Origin of the sequence: Pedobacter mendelii (genome assembly GCF_014635725.1) — a bacterium.
Classification (GTDB): Bacteria; Bacteroidota; Bacteroidia; order Sphingobacteriales; family Sphingobacteriaceae; genus Pedobacter; species Pedobacter mendelii.
The window spans coordinates 595,818-620,302 of sequence record NZ_BMDJ01000002.1; the positions used below are offsets into that span (position 1 = coordinate 595,818).

The following is a 24,485-nucleotide window of genomic DNA, read 5'->3' on the forward strand; positions in this document are numbered from 1 at the left end:
CCCAAATTTTCCCAACTACCTACAGTTTACCCGTTCAAATTCATTGTATTGATATATACAATAGATGAAATCAGGGATTGAGTTCGGCAGCTATTATAAAACAAATGTTGTGCGCACTATTCTTGCCTTGAAAAGAAAAATGCTTTAATCAGTCAAATCATGGAATACAATTAAGAAAATTCTTTTATTTAACGCTAATCCATTTGTTGATACTGTTTTCTGCTGTCTCAACAACAACTTTATAAAATGTTGAAGGGTAGCTTTTCACATCTGCAAGGTAGTGTTGTTGAGCCAGATCAATTTTGGCTAGCAATTTGTATTTGTCTTTTCCCCCGTTTTTGAAATCGTTGGTTGTCGCTACCCATATTTTCGCCTTCCCTTTTTTCTCCAGCGCTTTCCAGCTGATGTCAAGTTTACCCTGCGTATAATTAACCTTTAAACCTGTTACAGACACGGAGCCGATGAAAGTGGTGCCATCAACTTCTCTCGCCAGGCTTTCAGGTAATCTCACCTCAAGGTAGTACGCTATGGAGGGCATAATATCTACAATGCCAAGGTCGAAAAACTGTCCGTAGGTATTTAAATTCTTGTAATTACATACCATCCAGGTAGAACGCTGCCTATCTGACTGACCTCCATGCCCTCGACCGGTTTTTTCGTCCCGGCCGTGATCGGTGGTGATTACAATTAACCAGTCTTCTTTAAATTTCTGCTCTCTATAGCTGATCTCGTCCCAGATCTTGCCTATCTGTACATCCAGCATCGCTATCGCTTTACTGTATTCCGGGCTGTCTCCATAACGGTGTCCCATATCATCAGTATACTCCAGATACACCCAAGAAAGATCAGGCGCATTAGTTTTAATGGTATTGGCTGCGTTTTTTACAACTTCTTCATCAATCTGATGCATATAGGCAGAAAGCTTGTCGTGTTTAAAATGCACTGTATCTAGCTCATAACCATCGAAAACATAATCTGGCTTAAATTTACCCGTTGCTTCCAGACCATCACCCAGAAGCTTGGTGCGGTTGTCAGTCCAGCTCGAAAAGATAGCTGTTTTCTTTGCAGGATACTGCTCCTTAAACAACCTGAAGATTGTTGGGTAATTATAGTTAGGATCCTTGATCGCATTATCAGGAACATTATGCTTATTTACCCAAGTGCCTGTAAGCAAGCTATTGTAGCCTACGGCCGATATAGTTGGCGTTTCGTTATAAGTTCCTTTATCTCCGCCAACATGCATACGCGAGTACGACCCCGCCGTAATGATCTTTTTAAAATTAGGAAGATTCTCCCGCTCCAGGGCATCAGCAGAAATACCGTCAGCAATGACATAAACTACTTTTTTAACTCGCTGTGTCTTTTGTTGCGCCGATGTGCTTATTGATAAAGCGACGCAAGCAGTAAAAATAATTCTATTTAAGATCATCGTTTTTCTTCATTTAAATTTAAAAGGAATGCGGGTAATATGTGTTCTCCACCGTTCCATCCTCATACAGTTTTAGCATCGCATATCCGGGTGGCGTTTCCAGGTAATAGCCTAGACCAGCAGACTCCGCATCGCCTTTACCCCACCAGAAGCCACTCATAGCACCATTGCAGCAATACAAAACATCATTATAGGTTGTGTGGTCCGATAAATGATTGTGTCCGCTTAAGCACACTTTCACCTTATCCCTGTGTTTGTAAAAAAGGTCCTTCAGCTTTTTAAAATCTGAATGACCGCCGCCAACAAGCACTTGGGTAGTGCCAAGAATTGGGTAGTGAGACATTATAACAGTCGGTGTATTTTTAGGCAGATTTTCCAGTTCTTGTTCTAACCAGTAATATTGTCCCTCATCAAGTGAAATCTTACTATTATTACCATCCAGTATAATGAAATGCCAATTCTTTTTTGAAAAAGTATAATAGCGATACGGGATTTTCAGGCGTTTAACAACGTAATCCTTACCATACATTTTATCGGCATTTGAAGGTGCTTTCCACCAACTATCATGGTTACCAATGCAGCTGTGCATTTCATACTCATTCAACTCTTTAATACAATCGTCCCAGATAGCCCATTGCTCAATAACCTGTTCACGCAATACATTATCATATGAAGCATCATTAATCGAGTCGCCACCATTTAAAAAGAAATCAGGCTTATGTTTGCTAATGATCTGCTTCAGGCATCTTTTAAAGCGTTCAGGAGCCTTATCACCTGCACGGATGTGTACATCGGTAATGTGTGCCACGCTTAATGCTACCTTCTTTTTAGGATCTGCAGCCAAAGCAGAGAGGCCGCTTGTGGCAACAAGTGTTGCTACGAGTCCGGCCGACTTCAGTAAAACTCTTCTGTGTAATTCCATCTTACTACCAGCCAAAAATTTGTTTCAAGTTCGGATTCAAAGCAATCTGTTGTTGCGGAATTGGGCGATAGTAAAACTTTGGTTCCTCAAATATACGCACGACACTTTCTGTTACGATATTTCCACCGTTATTTCCATTCTTTAAGTAAACTGTTGCATCAGTGCCGATGGCTCCTGCGCGGTAATAGATTAATACTACGCCTATGGAGTTTTTCTCTTTGGATGCTTCAGCAGGAATAGTTGCAGTACGATCAATCAGAATAATATCTTCAATACCGTCGCCTGTCATATCATATTTACCAAGTCCTTTGAAATACATACCTTCAGGACTTCTCGTCAATAATTTCCCTGCTTTCCAACGCATCAGGTCATCAAACCTAGTATTTTCAAATGCAAATTCAACCCTACGCTCACGTCTTATCTCTAGTGTAACCCCCGCATTCGATATTACATTAGGAAATTGTTGTTGTAACAAAATATCAGGATTACCATTAGCTATTCCAATGTTCAAATCAGGAAGACCCGCCCTTCTTCTCAATAAGTTTATCGATTGATCAAGCTGCATCTGGGTTAAGGTACCCAATTCTGCTAGTGCTTCTGCATAGATCAATAGAACTTCTGCATAGCGGTACACCGGAAAATCTACACCATTAATGGTATTGTTATCGGTGCTGTTCACGTAGCCTTTAAGTTGATGATAGCCGGTAAAGTTTTTGTTTAACCGCTGGATATAAGGCGTTAGATCAGGTACCCTTATCCATCCAGGGTAAACTATAGTTTGCGACATCCTCGCATCGCGGTTTTTAAACTCATCCACATAGCCCATTTGTGCATAATTGGCAATACTGTTAAAACGCGTGCCATCTTTCATCAGATATGCCTGCATCAAATCCTTCGCGGGTGCCTGCTCGTAATCTCCAAAAACAGTTGAATTGACATTTTGCCCCTTACCCTTTGACAAATCGAAGATATTTGTAAGAATTACTTCTGGGTTAGCGGTCAAATCCTGACTGGAAAATAACGTTCCATAGTCCTGATCAGGCTTACCGGTATTGTATATCGTATATTTTTTTGAAGCAATAATCTCACCAGATACCCTTGCAGCAGTTTGTAAAAAGGCATTTGCCGTGGCTGCCAAGTTAAGCTCATCATGGTATTTGCGGTAAGTTCCTTCATATAAAGCTGCGCGTGCATAAAGTGTAGCCACAGCCCATTTCCCAGGTGTTCCAATTGGTACCGTTTCGCGAACATTTTTATAAGCAAAATCAAGATCTGCCATGATGCTATCAGCTATTAGTGCACGGGGATCACAACCTTTGAATAAGGCCTCATCATTTGGATCCAGGGTACCAGAATACCATGGTATATCAGAAAAGCGTTTCATTTTATCCAGATAAAAATCTGCACGGTAATAACGAGCCAGTCCTGCATAATGATTTTTAACTGCCGTGGTAACGCCAGCTTTCTGGTAGTTTAACAGGAAATAGTTGATGTTCCGCAACCTGCTCCAATCCCATCCCGCGACTATGTTCTGTGCATTAGCGCTACCTAGCATAATGTTTTTAACTTCTACTGCGGCTGTAGTTGATACATTATCTGTACTTTGATCATTCAAATAAGTGCTACGGCTTGGTTGCGAAAGTAGTCCGTTTACATACAGGGTGAGATCCTCTTCAGTGTTAAAGAAAAGGTTTGGAGAAATGGATGTTTGAGGAAACCGATCCAATTCACCTTTTTTACAAGCAGCAAGTACACTACCTACTAAAATACTTAAGATATATAGATACTTTTTCATATGATTTTTTTTTTGTGAGGTAACTGTTGTTAAAAATCCAGATTTACGCCAAACGCATAGCGGCGCTGGTATGGGTAGGCCATAGCGCTCGCGCCTGCATTGACTGCTTCCGGATCGATGAATTTCTTAATTGTTGAGAACTCATATAAATTATCTCCGGTAGCGAAGATTCGTAGGCGAGTTACACTAAACTTTTTAGTCCATTTTACGGGGAAAGTGTAACCGATTGAAACATTTTTAATCCTAAGGTAGGCACCATTTAAAAGATATTTTGTCTGAGGAATATCTAAACCTGAACCATAATTAGCATCAGCAAGCCATGATTGCAGCACCGGGTACTGAGCGTTTGGATTCGCATCAGCAAGCCCTGCTGCGATGTATGAAGCAGAATGCTGGGCACGGCGCTCAGGCGAGTCTGCTGCGCCGCGATAGTAGTCTAGATTCCATGGGTATACATTGGCATAAGGCTGCTGAAAAGGCCCCCAGAACAAGTAATTGTGCGGGTAGAAATCTCTTTTCAATACCCCCTGAAGAAAAATACTCAGATCGAACCCATTCCAATCCATATTCAGATTGGCACCAACCGTATAGCGATCAGTTGTGTTTCCAATCACTTTCAAATCTTTAGGATCCTTAATACTCAGGCCACGCTCAATTTTCTTATTGCCATCGAGATCCTTGTACTTCGGCCAGCCTTCAACAATAGAAAGCGCACCCCATGGAATAATAGCAGATTCATCCAGTGCAGCGATCTCCGCTGCACTACGAAATACACCGTCATTTTCCAGTCCCCAGATCTCTCCGATCGCTTGTCCTTCGCGGAAGCTAGAGAACAAACCCTGGTCATTTTTGAATCTGGTGATTTTAGACTTAGAATCAGCCAGAAATATTTTTGTGCTGAAGTTAAATGGAGAAGAACCCAAATTAAAATTATCTTTATAGTTAACAGACAGTTCCCAGCCTTTTGTACGTAGGTCGGCAGCATTCTGGCGAGGCACAGCCGTACCCAATACCCCCGGCAACTCCTGACCAGCAGTAAGCATGCCTTTGGTATCACGGATATAATAGTCAAAAGTAAAAGACAGCTTATCATTTAGTAAACCAATATCAGTACCCATGTTTAGGGTTGATACACGCTCCCATGAATAAGTCTGTGGATCAACATTTAAACCTGGCGCTCCGGTAATGACCTGATTTTGTCCGGCACCTCCAATCAGGTAACCCGAGCCACCTGTTGCCAGGGATTGAATATAGGCGAAATCACCAACGTTCTGGTTACCCAGTTCGCCATAAGAAGCTCTTAATTTAAAAGTTGACAATACAGGTGCAAGCGGTTTGAAGAATTCTTCCTGACTAGCAATCCAGGCTACAGAACCCGAAGGAAAGAATCCCCATCGTTTTTGAACCGGGAAACGGGATGACCCATCATATCTTCCTGTAGCTTCCAGAATATACCTGCTTTTATAGGTATAATTTAGTCTGAAGAAAGCAGAGTTAGTTGCATAAGCAGAATAACCTGCACTAGCCGTTGCCGCACCACTGGTTAGTGATAAGTATGGCAGGGAAGAGGAAATCAGGACATCTCTACCAGCATTAACGGTCGAGTAGTTATAATTCTCGCTATTGAAACCTATCATCGCACTAATAGCATGGTCGCCGATGGTTTTTCGATAGGTAGTATATAAGTTAAATGCGTTGTTATACAAATACCCATTACTTTCCGCAACAGATCCTAGTCCGCCTTCTTCACGGATGTCATTTGGTCCATATCCGATCTTGTATTTTTTGGTATCGCTATGTGTTTTCCATAACTCACGTTTGAAAGAGGCATCGCCATTCACCTGCAGATCTCCATTTAAAAATAAAGCTGTAGCACTCGTGATATTCTGGAAACCGAACATGGTTTGTGTACGGTTACCGCCGTCTACAAGTCTGGCTGCAAGTTTTCCAGCAGCCGAATTGGCCCAGGTACCATCAGGATTTACGGCTACATCAGTAGGCATTAAATAATAAAGGTCGGTAATATTCGAATTTGGTAGAGCACGCTTGGTCTCGTAGATGTTCGTGTTATTATCCACTTTTAACCAAGATACTGGTGAGAAACCTACTCTGGACCTCAATCCGTAACGATCCCAATAATCAGGAGTAAGCTTATTCAAACCATTATCTTTAGTGTAGTCTGTTGATAAGTAATAAGTCAGCGGCTTTTCGTTTACTGTTGCACCCCCTGATAAGGTGAGTGTATGACTCTTTGAGACACTGGCATTATTAAAGAAATAACCGTACCAGTCGTTGTTACCCATATATTGCCATTTTGTTGGGTCAGTAGGATTTAAACGAGTGTCAGCGATAGCTGGGTTATCAGATCGCTCCCTTGCCCACCTGTAGTATTCATCAGAATAGTTAACATAGTCCCATGGGGTATTGTCAGTAGATGTTTCCAGCACTCTAGAGAAAATATAAGGATCTGTTACCGGTTCAGGCAATAAAGTCGGCTTACCCCAGGCAGTAAAAGAATTATAACTTATCACGTTATGGCCTGCCGTACCTTGCCTGGTCGTAATCAGAATAACGCCAAAAGAAGCTCTTGCACCATAAATCGCGGCAGAGGCGGCATCACGTAAAATCGTAAAAGAAGTGATGTCAGATGGCGTTAAACGCATCATATCGTCGGCACTTGTTGCAGGGATCCCATCTATAACAATTAGTGGAGAGCCTCCATTAATTGAAGTATATCCCCTTATGTTGATGTTTGGCAATGCGCCAGGCGTTCCCCCAGCATAGGTAATGTTAAGACCCGGACTCAAGCCCTGTAAACCGGCAAGCGCATTAGTTACCGGACGTGATTCGAGTTCCTTACCAGAGATTTGGTCTATCGCGCCTGCGATGTTAATTTTTTTCTTTGTACCGAATCCTACCACAACAATCTCGTCGAGGTTGGCATAGTCCGCTGCCATAGACACATCAATTTTTGTACGCCCGCCTACGCTAATTTCCTGTTGTTTGTACCCTATGTAAGAGAAGACCAGAACTGCGGTAGATTTGAGATCATTAATAGTGTAGGCTCCGTTGCTATTTGTAGCGAGACGTAAGTTTGTTCCCTTCACATTAATGTTTACGGCGGGAATCGTTTCCCCACTCTTCTCATCAGTGATTACGCCTTTAACGGTGATCCCTTGAGCAAAGATACTTGCCGAAGTTAGCATCATGAAAAACGTCCAGAGTAGCTTTTTTTTCATTTCTTTGATATTAGTAATTGGATTAGATTGGTCCTGTTTTGACGGGGGCTAAATTGATAATATCATATTAAGACGAAGTTAACAGGAAATTAAAAAATTAATTGAACGTACAGTCAATCTATAATAAATTTGCAGATGTGAATTTCTTTTAAGTAGTTTGTTGAAATCAATACAACAAACGCGAACACATGGGCAGAAAAAGTCTTAAGGAAACAAGACAACAAGAAATAATTAAGATATTCTATAAGGTTGCAAAAAAAGAAGGTTATGAGAATACCTCAATTGCGAAGATTGCAAAAGTAATGGATATTAACCCGAGCTTAATTATACATTATTTCCAAACTAAAGAAGATTTAACATACGCATTGATCGACCACATTTTAGACAGATATTTACTGATTTACACGATTAAGCATAAGGATCAAGCTACATTGGAAGACTTGCAGAACACGGTAGAAATGTTATTTTCAAAGAAGTGGAACCTGCTATTTGACGATGGTTTATTTTATACGTTTTATGCTCTGGCCTTCCGTGAGAAAAAAATCAAGACCAAGTACAAGGTGATTCTTGACTCCTTACGTTTCGGACTAGCTAAGATGATTGAACAGTGTAATGCCAGAGCATTAACAGCAATTCCAGATCCTCAGACCATGGCAGATTTCATTTTCGTCTTGGTAGATGGTGCTTATTTTTACCTCTCGTTAGAAAACGATGACAAGGCTTATGCCGAGCGGCTGGACTACTACAAAAAAAAGGCTTATGAAACTTTAGGAATTCCGCAACTAGCTCTTGTTAGTTCTGCTACTCCGTAGATGCTTACCGAGTGCAAAAACACCAATAAACATCCATAGAAGATTAGCCGCTGCATTGGGCAAATCGCTCGTATCCAGGGCTGTAACCGTAAGACACAAGCCACCCATAATATTAAGTAGCTGAAAAATCCAGGACTCTGCGCGAATCACCTTCATACTTAATAAAAAATAGCCCAGAGTGCATAAAACTACCCCTATCCAGCCGATAATTAACAATAAAACTTTTGGCATATCAGTATTTTTTAAAATACTAAATTATATAATCCAGGTTAAGCTATTGTTAAGTCTGCAAAGTATTAGGTAATGAACAGATTTGTTCCGGATAAGGATTACAATTATAAATTCCGAAGTTATGGAGAAATTATGCCCTTTTTTCCTATCTGTATATTTAATGTTCTTGATTTATTGGAAATAATAATGAACATTAATTTACTTGGATTGGTATGTAAATCTGTATTATTAAAAAATATAATAGAAAGAAATTATTTTTTCACCTAACTTTTCCTGTTGAGGCGTTTTTGTATTCCAAATTTATTCTGTAATGAACTAAGCGTTAGAGCAAAAAAAATGGACAAGTTTAGAATTATCTAACTTGTCCACTAAAGTGGTGCCACCTGGATTCGAACCAGGGACACAAGGATTTTCAGTCCTTTGCTCTACCGACTGAGCTATGGCACCCCCTATTTGGGATTGCAAATGTAGCGTTCTTTTTTTAAAACTAAAATTTTTTTTCAAAATAGCATCTGTAAGGCTGATAATCAATTAATTAATTTTACAATCATTTCGGACAATAATCTACTATAAAATTTAGAATGAATACAAACAATCAATTTTATATTTTTTTTTATGCATGCATAGTAATTTATTCAAAATAAATATCCTAATTTAGCGGTACAAAGCTATAATATATGGTAAGCCAAATCTTATTTCTTATACTAACGCTCGCAGCCGTTGCGCTGTTCACCGTTAATTTTCGGAAAATTACACGCAACATACGTTTGGGAAAGGATGTAGATCGCAGTGATCAACCTCAAAAAAGGTTTATGACCATGATGCGAGTTGCATTTGGCCAATCTAAAATGGTAGTTCGCCCAATCCCTGCTTTTCTTCACTTCTTTGTTTATGTGGGTTTTGTAATTATTAATATTGAGGTTTTGGAAATTATGATTGATGGCCTTTTCGGCACACATCGTATTTTTCATGGTTTAGGAGGATTGTATGACTTTTTAATCGGGTCATTCGAAATTCTGGCTTTAACAGTTTGGTTGGCTTGCGTAGCTTTTATGGTTAGAAGAAACGTTATGAAATTAAAGCGTTTTAGCGGTATTGAAATGACAGCATGGCCAAAATCGGATGCAAATTATATTCTGGTAACGGAAATTTTGTTGATGACTGCTTTTTTATTAATGAATGCTGCAGACGCAAAACTTCAGACTTTAGGAGCAACGCACTACATCAGCGCAGGTTCATTTCCTGTAAGTCAATATTTAATGGACTTGTTACCAAACCATGAAAGCGCCTTAATTATACTGGAACGGAGTTGTTGGTGGTTTCACATTGCAGGTATTCTGGCATTTTTAAACTACCTGCCCCACTCCAAACATTTTCATATTTTATTTGCCTTTCCCAACACATATTTTTCCAACCTGGAGCCTATAGGAGAGTTTACAAATATGGCCTCTGTAACCAATGAGGTTAAAGCCATGCTTGATCCTTCTTTTATTCCGGCCGAAACCGAACCTGGAAAATTCGGTGCCAAGGATGTTAAGGATTTATCGTGGGTTAACCTTATGAATGCCTACACCTGTACAGAATGCGGACGTTGCACTTCGGTTTGCCCGGCAAATATTACTGGAAAATTATTGTCGCCCAGAAAAATAATGATGGATACCCGCGACCGCATCACTGAAGTTGGTAAAAACATAGATAAACATGGCGCAGAACATCAGGACGGAAAATCTCTCTTAGACGATTACATTACAAGAGAGGAAATTTGGGCTTGTACCAGTTGCAATGCCTGTGTAGAGGCCTGTCCTGTGAACATCGATCCGTTACAAATTATTATGGAATTACGACGTTATGCAGTGATGGAAGAATCGCAGGCACCGGCAAGCGTTAATGCCATGATGGGAAATATTGAAAATAACCAGGCACCTTGGAAATACTCCCCTGCCGATAGATTCAATTGGGCAGAGGGAAATTGACAGTTTATAATTTATTGCTAACAGGTAGCTAATTAAACAGTTAGCCAATTTATACATTTACACCTTTTCAAACAAAAAAATATAATTTAAACAATCGAACACGCATCTTGGTACCCGATACTAAATACCCGATACTTGATACTAAATACTTGATACTACAATATGGAATTTAAAGTGCCAACGATGGCCGAATTAATGGCTGCAGGTGAAGAACCAGAAATCTTATTTTGGGTAGGTTGTGCAGGAAGTTACGATGAACGGGCACAAAAAATAACCCGCGACATTTGTAAAATCTTACATCATGTAAGCATGAAATATGCCGTATTGGGTACAGAAGAAAGTTGTACAGGCGATCCGGCAAAAAGAGCTGGTAATGAGTTTCTTTTCCAGATGCAGGCAATGACAAACATTGAGGTTCTAAATGCTTACAACATCAAGAAAATTGTAACTGGCTGCCCACACTGCTTTAATACCATTAAAAATGAATACCCTGGTTTAGGTGGAACTTACGAGGTTATTCATCATACACAATTAATTCAGGATTTAATTAACGAAGGAAAACTCAAAGCTGAAGGCGGAGAAAGTTTTAAAGGCCGCAAAATAACATATCACGATCCGTGTTATCTCGGGAGAGCAAACGGCATTTACGAAGCACCTAGAAAAGCGCTTGAAGTGCTTGATGCACAGCTTGTTGAAATGAAACGTTGCAAAAGTAATGGCTTATGTTGTGGTGCAGGTGGTGCACAAATGTTTAAAGAACCCGAAAAAGGAAATAAAGACATTAATGTAGAACGCATTGATGAAGCCTTACAAACTAACCCACAGGTAATTGCGGCAGGTTGTCCATTCTGTATGACCATGCTAAGCGATGGCATTAAGTTAAAAGATAAAGAGCAAGAAGTTAAGGTAATGGACATAGCGGAAATTACCGCTAGAGCTAATGGATTGTAGAATACAATTTTATGGTTTCGTAATTTTTGTTAGGTTATCCCGAATAAGATTTAAATCTTCAGCCTCAATATTTTTTAATGGAATAACTACACAAGTTCCCATCGAATCTACATCACCTTTTTTATCATTGTACGTTTGAACAATAACATCATCATTTTTTGTTCTTAAATATAACTGACCTGATGTGGTTGTTCCGTAATAATCCAAATCCTTAAACTTAGCTAGTTTAAAAGCAAAATATTCTATTTTACCATTATTAAAATACCGTTTATATCTGCAAAAACCGTTGTTGGTAACATTCAGTTCATACTTCTTCACTACAGTATTTTCCTGACTAAAATCATAGTGGTCGCTAAAGCTTTTTTGTAAAAATGAAGTATAATCTTCCAACGTATCATTGAGGGAAAAAGCTGTCAAAAACAAACAAAAGGCAGGAATTAAAAGTAATTTCAAGCAGAATGTAAACTTTTTCATAGGGAAAGCAGTTTGATGATAACAAGTTAATTAAATTGATAAATTTGTTTATGATTTTTTCTCCACAATCCAGAGTTTGGATATACCAAAGCAATAGAAAATTCACTTCTGCTGAAGAAGATGTAATTTTAAAAAAACTTGAGGCATTTACCAGCCAATGGAAGGCACATGGTAACGAACTAATGGCAAAAGCCGAAATCAGGTATGGATATTTTATTATTCTTACTGTTGATGAAAGTCAGGCAAATGTTACTGGTTGCTCAATTGACAGTTCGGTACGAATAATTAAGGATATTGAGCAAACTCATAATGTTGACTTATTTGACCGCTTTAACATTGCCTATAAAATTGATGAAGAAGTTCATGTACAGAGTAAGGAAGACTTTGAAACACTTGTAAATATAAAAAATGTAACCCCTGATACTATTGTTTTTAATAATATGGTTCAAAACCTGCAAGAATTCGAAACCAAATGGGAAGTACCTTTTAAAAACAGTTGGCACTCTACGGTTTTTGCACATTTATTATAAGCCAAACGCTTCGGTTCGCAATTACGTTTCGCGGGTTAGTCTTTGCGAAACTGATTTTTTATCAGCTTTAGCAAGCTAAACGATAAGTTTTTAAAATCAAATAAATAAAGAATTGTTAACCAAAAAAAAGCATTAACGATAGGCCACCTTGAAGCCTTTCCTAAAACTTTTAGCGCTAATAGAGCTAATTTTTCGCTATCAATCAAACAATTAGCTAACAAAAAACATTATATTGTTTAAATCAAACAAAGTGTATGAAGCGCTGGCTCAAAATCTCCCTAAAAGTCTTATCAGTACTTGTTATTCTTATTATTCTAACCTGGCTTGCTGGTGCATTTTATATCAATAGAAATAAGAAAGAAATTCTTGCATCGATATTAGAGCAGGCGAATAAAAATCTGAACGGTCAGGTAACTGCGTCTGATATGGAACCAACCTTGTTAAGAGGTTTTCCCGGAATTTCTGTATCGTTAAAAAATGTTTCGCTTAAAGATAGCTTAGTCAATATTCATAAACACGAACTACTAAAAGCAGAGGATATTGATATTTCATTAAACGTTTTTTCATTAATTGCTGGCAATACAAAAATTAACAAAATTACAATTAATAACGCTTCTGTTTATCTTTTTACCGATAGTAATGGTTATAGTAACACCAATTTATTTAGGAAAAAGAGTAAAAATGTTGAACCTGAAAAAGGTAACTCCGCGGCATTAGAAGTTAAGAAGATAGATTTTAATAATGTAAATTTTGTTGTAGATAATCAGCAGAAAAACAAACTTTTCGATTTCGCAATTAACGAAGTGAACGGAAAAATTAATTATCCTGATTCTGGTTGGGTTGGAACGATGAAGTTAAACACATTGGTTAAAAGCTTTTCATTTAACACCAAAAGAGGAAGTTTTTTAAAGGATAAAATCTTAAAAGGAACTTTATCATTTCATTACAGCAATGAAACCGAAGAAGTTACAATCGAGCCTAAAAGACTTGATATCGGCAAATATCCTTTTACCATCGGAGCCAAAATTAATTTGAAAGAAAAGTCGGGAGGTTTTGCGATTAGCATTGCTGTTGATGATATTTTATACAAAGATGTGGCTTTACTACTGGCACCAAATATTTCTAGTAAATTACTAAAATTCGGAATTGAAAAACCAGTATCAATCCGCGGTAACATTATTGATGATGGAAACCCGATTCACAAAGACCCTTTAATAAAAGTAGGAATAAAAGTAAGAGATAACGTTGTAACCATACCAGCCGGAACGCTAACTGCTTGCAATTTTGATGGCTCTTTTACCAATCAAGATACTGTTGGAGGGATGATCGGCGATGAAAACTCATCTATAAAATTTGTAAAATTAACAGCTAATTATTTTAATGCGCCTTTAAAAATTGATTTATTTACAGTAAATAACCTGGCTCGTCCTATTGCTTCAGGATTGGTTACGTCGCAATTCCCATTATCCAATCTTAACAACTCTATTGGTACAAACGATTTCGAATTTAAAAATGGCACGGCCAATTTAAGTTTATATTGCAAAGCTGATATTGATAATTTCCGTTTCACTAAACCAGTTTTTTCTGGTAAAATTCAAATAGCCGATGCAGATATTTTATACATCCCACGCAAATTACATTTGGTTAAAAGTGCTTTGAACATCAATTTCGATCAGAATAATTTATCTATAAAAAATGGTCATTTTCAGTTAGGCAAAAGTGAATTAAATGTAGATTGTGATATTGCTAATTTTGCTAATTTATATTATACTGATCCGGATAAAATAGTTGTAAACCTTAAAATGTATAGCCCACAGCTTTACCTTAATGAGTTTTTACCATTCTTAGGTCCAAGAGCTGCACAGAAAAAAGCTACATCAACTGGCCCAACGAAAACGGCTTCAAAACAGTTAAGCAATGTTTTAGAAGTATCGAAAATGAATATTCGTTTGGTTGTTGATAAAGCTATTTATGATAAGTTTACCGCGAAAAATTTAGATGCAGATATTGCACTTCGGGGAGAAGGCATTTATTTCAATAAGATAAGTGTAGCTCATGCAGGTGGCTTACTCAATCTAAATGGCACGATTATTCAAGAACCAAACTCTAACAATTTCAAACTAAGCTCAAAGATTAGCCATGTAAGTGTTAAAGATTTCTTTTACTCTTTTGATAATTTTGGACAAAACAGCATTACCAATAAAAACCTGAAAGGTTATTTATCATCAACGGTAAATATATCAGGCAGAATATCGCAAGCAGGAAAAATCCTTCCAAGATCGATAAATGGGAAGGTTATTTTTAACCTTAAAAACGCTGCTTTAGTTAATTTCGAACCATTGGAAAAAGTAGGTAAACTTGCTTTTGCAAATCGTAATTTATCAAATATTGAAATCCCGAATCTAGATGGCACATTAACCGTTAGAGGAGATAAGATAGAAATCAGTCCGATGCAAATTAATTCAAGTGTTTTAAACCTAAATGTTAAAGGAATTTATGGTTTAACAGCTGGAACCAATATCGAAATGGATATTCCTTTAAGAAACCCAAAAGGGGATGAAAACCTAGACAGAAAACAAAAACGCGACGCTAGAATGCGAGGTATCGTTTTACACTTAAAAGCTTTTGAAGAAAAGGGTGAATTAAAAGTTAAATGGAATAGAGATCATGACTAGTGATGTAATATGGATGAGGTAAAATGACCTGTGCATTCAATTTTTACAATTACAGCTTACCGTCTTACATTGCCATCACCCATGTCCCGTTTTACATCTTCCATCCTTTTAAAAATCTAACGGCCCTAACCTTCTCATATTTCTTAAAATAAGGTATTGGCGATGTCTGATGTATGGTGTTGCATTTTTTGGCGACCATCTTCTTGGATTTGGAAAACATGCAGCAATTAATGCAGCCTGATTTCGGGTTAATTTAACACATGATTTTCCATAATATTCATGGGCGGCTGCTTCAGCCCCGTAAATTCCATCACCCATTTCTATTACATTAAGATAAACTTCTAGAATGCGTTCTTTACTCCACAACATCTCTATAAGCAAAGTAAAATAAGCTTCAAATCCTTTTCTTATCCATGAACGTCCTGGCCAAAGGAAAACATTTTTGGCTGTTTGCTGAGAGATTGTACTCCCACCTTTTATCTTTTTTCCATTCGCATTATTTGAAAAAGCTTTCTCAATAGATTTAAAATCAAACCCGATATGTTTTAAAAATAATTGATCTTCTGCAGAAACAGCAGCTCGTTTCATGTTATCAGACATGTCTTCAAACTTAACCCATTTTTTTTCCGTTTTAAATGCTTTTCCATCAGCCTTACGTTCTATATTTCGCAAAACCATAAGCAGCGTAATCGGCGGATTTATAAACCGAAGTGCAATAACCCAAAACACTGAAACCAGCAAAAAGTAAATAAATACTTTTGTAGCAATGTTCGTTATCTTTTTTATTAATGGGTGTTTTGCTTTAGTTTTAACTTTCGAAGTTCGGGTTTTAGCCATCCCGTAAAGGTAATAAAATGTTAATCTTCCGGTAATTTCAAATGGAGTTAATTACAATTGATAAATCCTATTCAAACGAATATTAAACATATTTGCCTTTTGAATGTTAAATAAAAAAAGAATTATTATGAGCACAAAAGTAGCCCTAATTACAGGCGGAAGCAAAGGTATTGGTTTCGGTATTGCCGAAGCATTGTTAAAAAACGGATATCAAGTTGCGATTACAAGTAGAACAATAAACGCAGCAAATTTAGCCGCATCAGTTTTGGTGGCACATGGCGATGTATTAGCCATTGAAGCGGATGTTAAAGATTATAAATCACAACAGGATGCAATAAATCTGATAATAGAAAAATGGGGACGGTTAGATGTTTTAATTGCAAACGCAGGAGTTGGTCATTTTGCCCCGGTTGATGAATTGGATGTAGAATCTTGGAATGAAATAATTGACACGAACTTAACGGGTGTATTTTACAGCATTAAGGCATCAGTTGAGGAAATTAAAAAAACCAAAGGAACTATTTTTACGATATCAAGTTTGGCAGGCACAAACTTTTTTGCAGGTGGTTCTGCATATAACGCAAGTAAATTTGGTTTAACCGGATTCACTCAATCTGTAATGCTCGATTTAAGAAAATATGGTGTAAAAGTTAGCACCATAATGCCAGGTTCAGTTGCTAGCCATTTTAACGATCATAGCCCAAATACAGAAGATGATGCCTGGAAAATACAACCTGAAGATATGGGTAAATTAATAGTTGATTTACTTGCTATGCCAGCCAGAACATTACCAAGTAAAATAGAAATCAGACCTACCACACCGAAGGGATAAAAAAGATGGAAGATGGTGGGATGGAAAATGGAAGATGGATTGAATTAACTTCCCTTGAAACTCGTCCATCTCCCATCCTTACATTTTACATCACAAAAAAAGTCCTTTCAGTTTCTGAAAGGACTTTTTTTATGATTAAAGAATTGCTTATTCAGCAACTACTTCGAAAGGAACCTGAACTTTCACTTCTTTGTGTAAGTTTAAGTTAGCAATATATTCACCAACAAATTTCGGTTCAGTTTCGAAAGTAATACGGCGACGGTCAACATCAAAGCCTTGCGCTTTTAATGCTTCAGCAATTTGGATAGTGTTAACAGCACCAAATATTTTTCCACTTTCGCCCGCTTTAGCACCGATAGAAAGTTTAACATCAGTTAAACGCTCAGCAATACCTTCAGCATCCTTCTTAATTTTATCTTGTTTAAAAGCAGCTTGCTTTAAGTTCTCAGCTAAAACTTTCTTCGCAGAAGCTGTAGCTAAAGATGCAAATCCTTGCGGAATTAAATAGTTACGACCATAACCTGGTTTTACCGTAACGATATCGTCTTTCTCGCCTAATGATTTAATATCTTGTTTTAAAATAATTTCCATATCAAATCCTCCTATTTTAATTGGTCAGCAACGAATGGTAACAAACCGATGTGACGAGCACGTTTAACAGCCTGAGCCACTTTACGTTGAAATTTTAACGAAGTACCAGTTAAACGGCGTGGTAATAATTTACCTTGATCGTTAATAAATTTTAACAAAAAGTTTGCGTCTTTGTAATCAATGTATTTAATCCCGTTTTTTCTGAAACGGCAATATTTTTTACGGTTATCCTCTACTTTAGGGGCAGTTACGTATTGTATTTGTTCTCTTGCCATTACGCTGCAACCTCCTTAGTTTTTTTGTTAAACGCACCGCTGCGTTTTTTAGCGTTGTAAGCAACTGCATGTTTATCTAACCTGATGGTTAAAAAACGAAGCACACGCTCATCACGTTTTAATTGTAATTCTAATTTAGCAATCAAGTCACCCGGAGCACTATACTCGGTTAAGTTGAAAAATCCGTTAGATTTTTTAGCGATCGGATACGCTAATTTTCTCAAACCCCAATTGTCTTCATGGACAATTTCGGCACCGCCATCAGTAAGAATAGCTTTGAATTTAGCTAATGCCTCTTTCGCAACTTCTTCTGATAACAACGGGGTTAGAACGATAACAGTTTCGTACTGATTCATTGTTATATAAATTTATTTATTTTAGTCCCGAGGTATATTACGGGGATGCAAAAGTAATAATATATTTCTTAAAATCAAACCTTTAATTAGAAAAAAGGCATGTAATTAAATTCAGCTAAAATACTAAAACACAAAGCCAGATTAGCTGCGCAACATTAATTACATTAATAAGTCATTATATTAAAAACCACCTAAGCCACCTTAGCTATACCAGTAATAAATAATCTACAGGTATTTTTTCAGGCCTTAAATTTTGTAAGATGTCTTAGGTGGTTTAACAACTGCAATATTATATTTTAGTAACCCGGATTTTGAGTCAATTTAGGGTTTAACTGCCTTTCGCGATTTGGGATTGGGTATAATGCCAAAGTACTCACAATATTTCCAATTTGTCCATTAACCGAGGGATAATTGGTTTTATGTGCCTGCATTGTAGTAACCATAATTCCCCACCTGTTCAAATCAAACCAGCGCTCGCCTTCAAAACAAAGCTCTACCCTTCTCTCGTGATAAATCGTTGTCCGTGTATCAGTCTGTGACAAGCCAAGTTTTGGAGCAAGATTAGATCTGGTACGTACAAGATTAAGCTGTGTTAGTGCCTCTGGTGTTTTTCCATTCTCGTTTAGTGCCTCTGCATACAGTAAAACAACATCAGCATAACGAAGAATAGGCCAATCATTATCTCCTTCACTATTGGCACCAACGCTCTGATAAACAAACTTTTTTGCATAGTAGTAAACCAAAGTACCGGCGCTGTAAACTCCAATTGCGGTATTTAAACGATTGTCTCCTGGTTCAAAAGTATCATATAAATCCTTTGTACCGCTATTATTACTGTTACCTGTTACAGCAGTAATTGTTGTACCCGAAGGTTGTGGAACAAAGCTTCTGGCAAAAGTATTACCCTCACCAAAACCACCTCCCAGGTATTGCACTGCGAAAATAATATCCTTGTTATTATCCTTTCCAAAGCCAAAAACCTGATCATAAGGGAGCAAAGTACCAACTGTTGCAGCCACACCAGCCAAAACTGGCTCTGCTTGCGTAAACTTTTTCTGAAACATCAGCACTTTCCCCAAAAGTGCATTAGCCGCAATACTGGTTGCACGACCAATATCTGCTCCGCTGTAGCTGGCTGGCAATACCGCAGCAGCTTCAGTTAAATCTTTTTCAATCTGCGCATACACTTCCTGATCCGATGTTCGGTTATATGTATAAGCCTGTGTTTCAGAGGTAATTTCATTAAGCACCAGCGGTACACCTCCATACATTCTTACCAAATTAAAATACATTAGAGCCCTAATAAATTTCGCCTGGCCAATATAACCGTTACGGTTAGCGGCAGTCATTACCGGTGTATTTACATGATCGAGTACTATATTTGAATAAGCGATAGTAGCATAGAACCTTGCCCAGGCATTCTGCAAATTGGTAGATACAGCTGTCCATGTTAGTTTATCCTGTTCGCCATACAACACCTCGCTTTCCCCATAAGTCTGGGCATTATCCGAAGGAAGTTCTCCGAAGCCATACTGCTCATTATAAATTGGCCGAAGACTACTGTACGCGCCAGTTAAGGCTGATTTGATATCTATCTCGGTATTGTAAAAAGTGTTAACCGGTATAATACCCTTTGGCGTGATTTCGACAAAGGATTTTTTACAAGAAGTAATAGCCAAACTTAACATTAGCATGGATATACTGCATATAATTATTTTTTTAGTTTTCATAATCTTTATTTAGGGCTATTAAAATCCAAAATTGATACCTACGATAATAGTGCGGGCTGTAGGGTAAGTTCCTTGATCTACACCTGGCGTGATAGCAGAACCTCCCATAATATTTGCTTCGGGGTTGTAACCTGAATATTTGGTAATCAAGAATGGGTTCTGAGCAGTTACATAAAGTCTGGCCGATTTTAATGAAACTTTATGCAATACATTTTCGCTTAAACGATAACCTAAAGTAATATTTCTAACACGCAGATAGGAACCATTTTCTACACTTAAACTAGAAAGTGCAGGACCCGGAAGCGCACCTGTAGCAATTGGACTGGCATACAAAACATCTCGTGTTGGATTTGCGGGATCAAAATAGTTATTAAAATATTTACTTAATGAGTTTTGGTTATTGTTACCTGTTATTGTTTGCCTGTTATTTCCATTTATGATGTTTACACCTTGAACACCCTGAAGCAATATGCTCAAATCAAAATTTTCATATTGAAAGGTATTTGTCAGGCCGTAAGTAAAATCAGGCAAACCGTGCCCTAATGCTGTAACGTCATTTACATCAATTTTACCATCGCCGTTTTGATCTTTAATCATATAATCGCCAATATTATTACCAGAAGTAACTTTAGGATTATTAGCCAAATCATTTACATTCCTGAATACACCTGCAATTTCATAACCATACATAATACCCAGCGGATCGCCCACCTTAACCTGATAAACATTGTTCCAGCCATTAATGGCTTGCACGGCAGGCAAAGCACTAGGTCCACCTAAATCCAGCACTTTAGTTTTGTAGGTAGAGAAGTTGGCATTCGTATTCCAGATTACTTTGCCAAGCTTAAAATTAGTGTTTGCTGTAAATTCAAAGCCTTTATTTTGTAACTTACCTAAGTTAGCCTGATAGGATGAGTTATAAACACTCGATTGCAACGATGAAGTATAACCAATAGCCAATGGCAATGCTTTATTTAGCAACATCCCATTTGAGTTTCTTACAAAGTAATCGAAAGTTAGCACGATTTTATTTTGCAATAGTCCGATATCCGTACCGATACTGGTTTGGTCATTTTTTTCCCAGGTTAAATCAGGATTAGCAAACCCAATTTGTTGTGTACCAAAAATTCTGGTATTACCAAACGCATAATTCCGGTTTAATGCAATTGAATTTACATAAGTAAAACTTCCGATATTTGCATTTCCGGTACGGCCGTAACCTCCTCTTAGTTTAAATTCATTTATACCAATTTTTGATAATGTTTCTTTTATAAATGGCTCTTCGGTTAAACGCCATCCTAATGAGAATGATGGAAAAACCGCAAACTTATTGTTTAATCCGAAACGGGAAGAACCATCCTGACGTACAGCAGCAGTAAACAAGTATTTCTTATTATAATCATAAGTAAATCTACCCGCATAAGAAACAAACGTATTGGCATCAAAAAGTTCGGTACCAACTGTATTTGGAGAGGCTAAAGGACTTTGAACCGAAGTGGTGATAAATGTTCCGGGTAAGCCTGCCGTATAATTAATTTGCGATTCATATTTCTGTGCAGAAAACAAGCCTAACAAATTAAAATGATGTTTTCCAATTTGTTTATCATAAGTTGCCGTATTTTCCCAAACCCAGTCAAAACTATTCCTCACGTTATCAGAAGCGAAAACACCCGCTAACAGCGGACTGGAATTAGATGCTGTTGGTGCAGAACTATAGGCCATTGAACCTGGGATATACCCATGTACCTGCTCATTTTCTAAAGTTGCCCCAATGTATGTTTTTAGTTTTAAGCCATCTATTGGTGCATATTCTAAAAATGCATTACTTAAGGTTCTAAAAGCTCTTGAACGATTAATTGATGAACTCAAAATGCCTACCGGATTATAAAAATTAGATGCCGAAAATACTGCAGTTGGCGAAAGGTTGTAGTTCAGTTCACGATCATAAGGCTGTGCAAAATCTCCATTTGCACGATATACGGGTACAATAGGCTGAAAAGTTAAGGCCTGATTTAATGGACTTGGCAAATTCAAATCAGCAACTAGTCCGGGCACTCCGATAATATAATCGTTTGGATTTGCCCCTGCACCACTTGCCTGACCAGAAGATGGCTGCCTGTAGGTTTCTGAATAGGATGGGGAAATTGAGAATCCAAACTTTACGTTTTTAACGATGTCTGCATCAAGATTTAAACGGGTGTTGTAACGCGTGTATTCTGTTCCGATTAATACTCCTTTTTGCTTAAAAATACCGGCAGAAGCACTAAAACGAACTTTTTCACTACCTCCAGCCGCATTAAACTCAAAACTTCTGATGGGTGCTGTTCTAAAAATTTCCTTTTGCCAATCTACATCAGGCAAATTAGAAATATCACCATCTAAAATAGCCGGGTATTGTAAATTTTTAATACGACTCAGTGCTTTTACCTGTTGCACATATTGATCTTTTGACAACACATCAATGTATCTATCTACTTCCTGTACACCAGTGTAGGCCGAAACTGAAAATACAGTTTTTCCGGCTTTACCTCTTTTAGTGGTTACTAAAACGACTCCATTAGCTGCTCTTGAGCCATAAATCGCAGCAGAAGCCGCATCTTTAAGAACCTCAATCGATTCAATATCACTTGGATTAATCAAATTAAAATTTGCTCCGGTTTCAAGTGGATAACCATCAACTACATACAAAGGCTCATTAGAAGAACTCAAAGAACTTACTCCACGAATCCTGATGGTTGGTGCAGCCCCAGGTTTCCCACCCTGATCAGATTGCACCTGTACGCCGGCTGCCAATCCGGCTAATGCTTCGCCTGGTGTGCCAACAGGCTGATTACCGATATTTTTGCCTTCAACTTTGGTAATTGAAGCCGTAACAGTGCTGCGAGATTGCGATCCATAACCAACTACCACTACATCGCCTAATGATTGTTGTACTTCAGCGAGCATAACGTTGATAACAGTTCTTCCGGCAATAGAAACTTCCTGGCTTACGTAACCTACGGAAGAAAAAACAAGAATATTATTATTTGCAGGCGCTTTAATTGCATACGCTCCATTAGCATCAGTTGTTGTTCCTGTTTTAGTACCCTTAACAAGAATACTAACACCGGGCATTGTTGAACCCTTTGTGTCACTAACAACACCGCTTATACTAACCTGTTGCGGAATGATTATTTCAGTTCTTATTTTTTTCTTAATTACAATTGTAGCGTCATCTCCATATATCAGTTCAACCGGTTGCTCTTTAAAACAAGCATCGAGTACTTTATTTAAAGCTGCATCCCTTAACTTTATTGTAACAGGAGCAGCACTACTCATTACTGTAGCATCGCAAATAAAATTATAACCTGTTTGTTTTGTTAGCTGATTCAGCACTTCTCTTACGGGTGCATTCTTTACATCAATAGTTACTTTTTGAGCGAAAGTTGATGCACGCACCTGGAAAAACAGTGATAAAATCAGGATGGTCGTGAGCTTCATAATTAAATGGATTTTTCGCCTACAGCATGGGATGCCCTCACTCTTAAGTGCAGTAAAATTTTTATACATTTGGTTAGGATTTAATAGTTATTGTTTGGAAATGATTGTTTTAATCCACATAGTCTATACGACTATCAATTCCGGAGGTGGTCTCAACACTTCCGGTTTTTGGCATTTTTTAGCATTTATTTTGCGATAACGGTAATCCTCCTTTCCTTGATTTGAAAATCAACTTTATCTAGTAATTTAATATTTTTAAGTAAACTTTTAAGCCCTTTAGAACGCGAATAATTTCCATCGATATTTATATTGGTCATATCTCCTTTATAAGAAACTTCAACATCGTACCATCTGGATATTTTTTTCATTACCGAGGCAATATTTTCATTACTGAAAATAAACATATCGTTCTTCCATGCCATAATTTCATCCAGGTCTGCCTTCCGAATACTCAAATTATTCTGAAGATTATTAACAACCATTTCTCCAGGTTTAATAAGTACCTGTTTCGTTTTAGCATTTACCCTCACCGATCCTTCAATAAGTGCCGTTGTAATATCCTTATCATCCTCGAAAGCTGTGATGTTAAAATGTGTTCCAAGTACTTCAACCTCTTGTTTTCCATTTACATCAATAATAAAGGGCATTTTTTTATTTTTTGCTACTTCAAAGTAAGCTTCACCTGTTAGCCTTACTTTACGTTCTTTACCAGAAAACACTGTTGGAAAACTAAGTGACGAACTGGAGTTCAGCCAGATTTTTGTTCCGTCAGACAGTGTAATATTATATTTCCCTGCTCTAGGAATTGTAATTTTATTAAGTGTTAAATCATTTTCATTAGCACCAATATTCTTAGCAGTAAGTATAATTCCCATTCCCGATTTAGAGATTGCAACATGCTTCTGTTGGCTTAATAACCCATTTTGCTGATCATCAAGCTTGATATTTTTTCCATCGGCTAGCGTTAAGATGGCATTAGCCGAACCTGGAGGAACATCATCAATTTTATTTTTAATCACTTTGGCTACAGCTAATTTAACTTTAACTTCATGCTTTAAGGGTCCGTTCGTTAAATAGAAAAAAACAATTAATGCCGCAGCTAAAGAAGCAGCTAACTTAAATGCCGACGAATGAAACCAAATACGCTTAGGCACATTTTGCACGATGCTATCTTGTATACGATTAAACAATTCCTCACGCACCTCTGCCTGATTTTGCTTTTCAAAGATGATATTGTTTAGGCCATGTTTTTTTTGATATAAAGCTATCAGCGACAACTCGCCAGGGCTACATTCTCCATTGAAGTATTTCTCGCAAAGTAAAAGATATTGTTCTTCTTTCATGTTGGCTGCA

Annotated in this window: 19 protein-coding genes and 1 tRNA gene; 6 read left to right on the forward strand and 14 right to left on the reverse strand. The window is 37.7% G+C overall.

Translation table 11 applies throughout. The annotated features are described in order from the left end of the window. Window positions 1–184: 184 nt before the first annotated feature. Genes IEV50_RS06090 through IEV50_RS06105 form a run of 4 tightly spaced genes read right to left on the reverse strand, consistent with a single transcriptional unit; the run spans window position 185 to window position 7,385 of the window. Window positions 185–1,429 carry an alkaline phosphatase family protein gene (locus IEV50_RS06090; RefSeq protein WP_188412332.1) on the reverse strand — a complete coding sequence of 415 codons (1,245 nt, stop codon included), beginning with the start codon at window positions 1,427–1,429 and terminating at the stop codon, window positions 185–187. A 19-nt stretch (window positions 1,430–1,448) separates the two neighbouring features. Continuing rightward, the gene (locus IEV50_RS06095; protein WP_188412333.1) at window positions 1,449–2,351 is read right to left on the reverse strand and encodes a metallophosphoesterase family protein; all 903 of its coding nucleotides are present in this window, start codon (window positions 2,349–2,351) and stop codon (window positions 1,449–1,451) included. A 4-nt stretch (window positions 2,352–2,355) separates the two neighbouring features. Next, entirely contained in the window at window positions 2,356–4,146 is a 1,791-nt protein-coding gene (locus IEV50_RS06100; RefSeq protein WP_188412334.1) for a RagB/SusD family nutrient uptake outer membrane protein, read from the reverse strand. A gap of 29 nt (window positions 4,147–4,175) precedes the next feature. Beyond that, the gene (locus tag IEV50_RS06105; RefSeq protein ID WP_188412335.1) at window positions 4,176–7,385 is read right to left on the reverse strand and encodes a SusC/RagA family TonB-linked outer membrane protein; all 3,210 of its coding nucleotides are present in this window, start codon (window positions 7,383–7,385) and stop codon (window positions 4,176–4,178) included. 188 nt (window positions 7,386–7,573) lie between these two features. Here IEV50_RS06105 and IEV50_RS06110 point away from each other — a divergent pair, with 188 nt between their 5' ends. Then, a complete protein-coding gene (locus IEV50_RS06110; RefSeq protein ID WP_188412336.1) occupies window positions 7,574–8,197 on the forward strand; it encodes a TetR family transcriptional regulator in 624 nt (207 codons plus the stop codon). On the opposite strand, the gene IEV50_RS20000 is transcribed toward IEV50_RS06110, so the two are convergent. Together IEV50_RS20000 and IEV50_RS06115 are read right to left on the reverse strand one after the other, a co-directional pair. After that, on the reverse strand, window positions 8,168–8,428 hold the full coding sequence (locus IEV50_RS20000) for a CBU_0592 family membrane protein (protein WP_443094341.1): 261 nt from the start codon (window positions 8,426–8,428) through the stop codon (window positions 8,168–8,170). The two genes, IEV50_RS06110 and IEV50_RS20000, sit on opposite strands and share 30 nt — an antisense overlap. A gap of 374 nt (window positions 8,429–8,802) precedes the next feature. Next, window positions 8,803–8,875: transfer RNA gene (locus IEV50_RS06115), tRNA-Phe, on the reverse strand. 230 nt (window positions 8,876–9,105) lie between these two features. Between IEV50_RS06115 and IEV50_RS06120 the strand changes: the two genes are divergently transcribed. After that, window positions 9,106–10,401, forward strand: coding sequence for a 4Fe-4S dicluster domain-containing protein (locus IEV50_RS06120; protein WP_188412337.1), 1,296 nt, complete (start codon window positions 9,106–9,108; stop codon window positions 10,399–10,401). 162 nt (window positions 10,402–10,563) lie between these two features. Further along, the gene (locus IEV50_RS06125; RefSeq protein WP_188412338.1) at window positions 10,564–11,352 is read left to right on the forward strand and encodes a (Fe-S)-binding protein; all 789 of its coding nucleotides are present in this window, start codon (window positions 10,564–10,566) and stop codon (window positions 11,350–11,352) included. Window positions 11,353–11,361: 9 nt separating this feature from the next. Here the strand turns inward: IEV50_RS06125 and IEV50_RS06130 are convergent, their stop codons facing one another. After that, window positions 11,362–11,826, reverse strand: coding sequence for a hypothetical protein (locus IEV50_RS06130; RefSeq protein WP_188412339.1), 465 nt, complete (start codon window positions 11,824–11,826; stop codon window positions 11,362–11,364). Between the two features lie 50 nt (window positions 11,827–11,876). On the opposite strand from IEV50_RS06130, the gene IEV50_RS06135 reads away from it, so the two are divergent. Together IEV50_RS06135 and IEV50_RS06140 are read left to right on the forward strand one after the other, a co-directional pair. Further along, on the forward strand, window positions 11,877–12,356 hold the full coding sequence (locus tag IEV50_RS06135) for an ABC transporter ATPase (protein ID WP_188412340.1): 480 nt from the start codon (window positions 11,877–11,879) through the stop codon (window positions 12,354–12,356). A gap of 254 nt (window positions 12,357–12,610) precedes the next feature. Further along, entirely contained in the window at window positions 12,611–15,031 is a 2,421-nt protein-coding gene (locus tag IEV50_RS06140) for an AsmA family protein (RefSeq protein WP_188412341.1), read from the forward strand. 108 nt (window positions 15,032–15,139) lie between these two features. Here the strand turns inward: IEV50_RS06140 and mtgA are convergent, their stop codons facing one another. Continuing rightward, window positions 15,140–15,868 (reverse strand): monofunctional biosynthetic peptidoglycan transglycosylase, encoded by a 729-nt coding sequence (mtgA, locus tag IEV50_RS06145; RefSeq protein ID WP_188412342.1) that lies wholly within the window; start codon window positions 15,866–15,868, stop codon window positions 15,140–15,142. A 127-nt stretch (window positions 15,869–15,995) separates the two neighbouring features. Here mtgA and IEV50_RS06150 point away from each other — a divergent pair, with 127 nt between their 5' ends. Further along, complete coding sequence (locus IEV50_RS06150) at window positions 15,996–16,700, forward strand: SDR family oxidoreductase (RefSeq protein ID WP_188412343.1); 705 nt, start codon at window positions 15,996–15,998, stop codon at window positions 16,698–16,700. Between the two features lie 147 nt (window positions 16,701–16,847). On the opposite strand, the gene rplI is transcribed toward IEV50_RS06150, so the two are convergent. The 6 genes from rplI to IEV50_RS06180 all read right to left on the reverse strand — a co-directional run bounded on the left by rplI (window position 16,848) and on the right by IEV50_RS06180 (window position 24,475). Then, a complete protein-coding gene (gene rplI / locus IEV50_RS06155; protein WP_188412344.1) occupies window positions 16,848–17,291 on the reverse strand; it encodes a 50S ribosomal protein L9 in 444 nt (147 codons plus the stop codon). A gap of 11 nt (window positions 17,292–17,302) precedes the next feature. Further along, complete coding sequence (gene rpsR / locus IEV50_RS06160) at window positions 17,303–17,566, reverse strand: 30S ribosomal protein S18 (RefSeq protein WP_056093004.1); 264 nt, start codon at window positions 17,564–17,566, stop codon at window positions 17,303–17,305. After that, window positions 17,566–17,922 carry a 30S ribosomal protein S6 gene (gene rpsF, locus IEV50_RS06165; protein WP_188412345.1) on the reverse strand — a complete coding sequence of 119 codons (357 nt, stop codon included), beginning with the start codon at window positions 17,920–17,922 and terminating at the stop codon, window positions 17,566–17,568. Before rpsF ends, rpsR begins: the two co-directional genes overlap by 1 nt. 296 nt (window positions 17,923–18,218) lie before the next feature. Continuing rightward, window positions 18,219–19,652, reverse strand: a complete 1,434-nt coding sequence (locus IEV50_RS06170; RefSeq protein WP_188412346.1) for a RagB/SusD family nutrient uptake outer membrane protein — start codon at window positions 19,650–19,652, stop codon at window positions 18,219–18,221. An 18-nt stretch (window positions 19,653–19,670) separates the two neighbouring features. Further along, the gene (locus IEV50_RS06175; protein WP_371870264.1) at window positions 19,671–23,201 is read right to left on the reverse strand and encodes a SusC/RagA family TonB-linked outer membrane protein; all 3,531 of its coding nucleotides are present in this window, start codon (window positions 23,199–23,201) and stop codon (window positions 19,671–19,673) included. Window positions 23,202–23,317: 116 nt separating this feature from the next. Then, entirely contained in the window at window positions 23,318–24,475 is a 1,158-nt protein-coding gene (locus tag IEV50_RS06180; RefSeq protein WP_188412348.1) for a FecR family protein, read from the reverse strand. Window positions 24,476–24,485: the final 10 nt, after the last annotated feature.

Excerpts from the sequence above, each read along its gene's own strand:
- IEV50_RS06090 (WP_188412332.1), bottom strand. The coding sequence starts at position 1,429 with ATGATCTTAAATAGAATTATTTTTACTGCTTGCGTCGCTTTATCAATA.
- IEV50_RS06095 (WP_188412333.1), bottom strand. The coding sequence starts at position 2,351 with ATGGAATTACACAGAAGAGTTTTACTGAAGTCGGCCGGACTCGTAGCA.
- IEV50_RS06100 (WP_188412334.1), bottom strand. The coding sequence starts at position 4,146 with ATGAAAAAGTATCTATATATCTTAAGTATTTTAGTAGGTAGTGTACTT.
- IEV50_RS06105 (WP_188412335.1), bottom strand. The coding sequence starts at position 7,385 with ATGAAAAAAAAGCTACTCTGGACGTTTTTCATGATGCTAACTTCGGCA.
- IEV50_RS06110 (WP_188412336.1), top strand. The coding sequence starts at position 7,574 with ATGGGCAGAAAAAGTCTTAAGGAAACAAGACAACAAGAAATAATTAAG.
- IEV50_RS20000 (WP_443094341.1), bottom strand. The coding sequence starts at position 8,428 with ATGCCAAAAGTTTTATTGTTAATTATCGGCTGGATAGGGGTAGTTTTA.
- IEV50_RS06120 (WP_188412337.1), top strand. The coding sequence starts at position 9,106 with ATGGTAAGCCAAATCTTATTTCTTATACTAACGCTCGCAGCCGTTGCG.
- IEV50_RS06125 (WP_188412338.1), top strand. The coding sequence starts at position 10,564 with ATGGAATTTAAAGTGCCAACGATGGCCGAATTAATGGCTGCAGGTGAA.
- IEV50_RS06130 (WP_188412339.1), bottom strand. The coding sequence starts at position 11,826 with ATGAAAAAGTTTACATTCTGCTTGAAATTACTTTTAATTCCTGCCTTT.
- IEV50_RS06135 (WP_188412340.1), top strand. The coding sequence starts at position 11,877 with ATGATTTTTTCTCCACAATCCAGAGTTTGGATATACCAAAGCAATAGA.
- IEV50_RS06140 (WP_188412341.1), top strand. The coding sequence starts at position 12,611 with ATGAAGCGCTGGCTCAAAATCTCCCTAAAAGTCTTATCAGTACTTGTT.
- mtgA (WP_188412342.1), bottom strand. The coding sequence starts at position 15,868 with ATGGCTAAAACCCGAACTTCGAAAGTTAAAACTAAAGCAAAACACCCA.
- IEV50_RS06150 (WP_188412343.1), top strand. The coding sequence starts at position 15,996 with ATGAGCACAAAAGTAGCCCTAATTACAGGCGGAAGCAAAGGTATTGGT.
- rplI (WP_188412344.1), bottom strand. The coding sequence starts at position 17,291 with ATGGAAATTATTTTAAAACAAGATATTAAATCATTAGGCGAGAAAGAC.
- rpsR (WP_056093004.1), bottom strand. The coding sequence starts at position 17,566 with ATGGCAAGAGAACAAATACAATACGTAACTGCCCCTAAAGTAGAGGAT.
- rpsF (WP_188412345.1), bottom strand. The coding sequence starts at position 17,922 with ATGAATCAGTACGAAACTGTTATCGTTCTAACCCCGTTGTTATCAGAA.
- IEV50_RS06170 (WP_188412346.1), bottom strand. The coding sequence starts at position 19,652 with ATGAAAACTAAAAAAATAATTATATGCAGTATATCCATGCTAATGTTA.
- IEV50_RS06175 (WP_371870264.1), bottom strand. The coding sequence starts at position 23,201 with ATGTATAAAAATTTTACTGCACTTAAGAGTGAGGGCATCCCATGCTGT.
- IEV50_RS06180 (WP_188412348.1), bottom strand. The coding sequence starts at position 24,475 with ATGAAAGAAGAACAATATCTTTTACTTTGCGAGAAATACTTCAATGGA.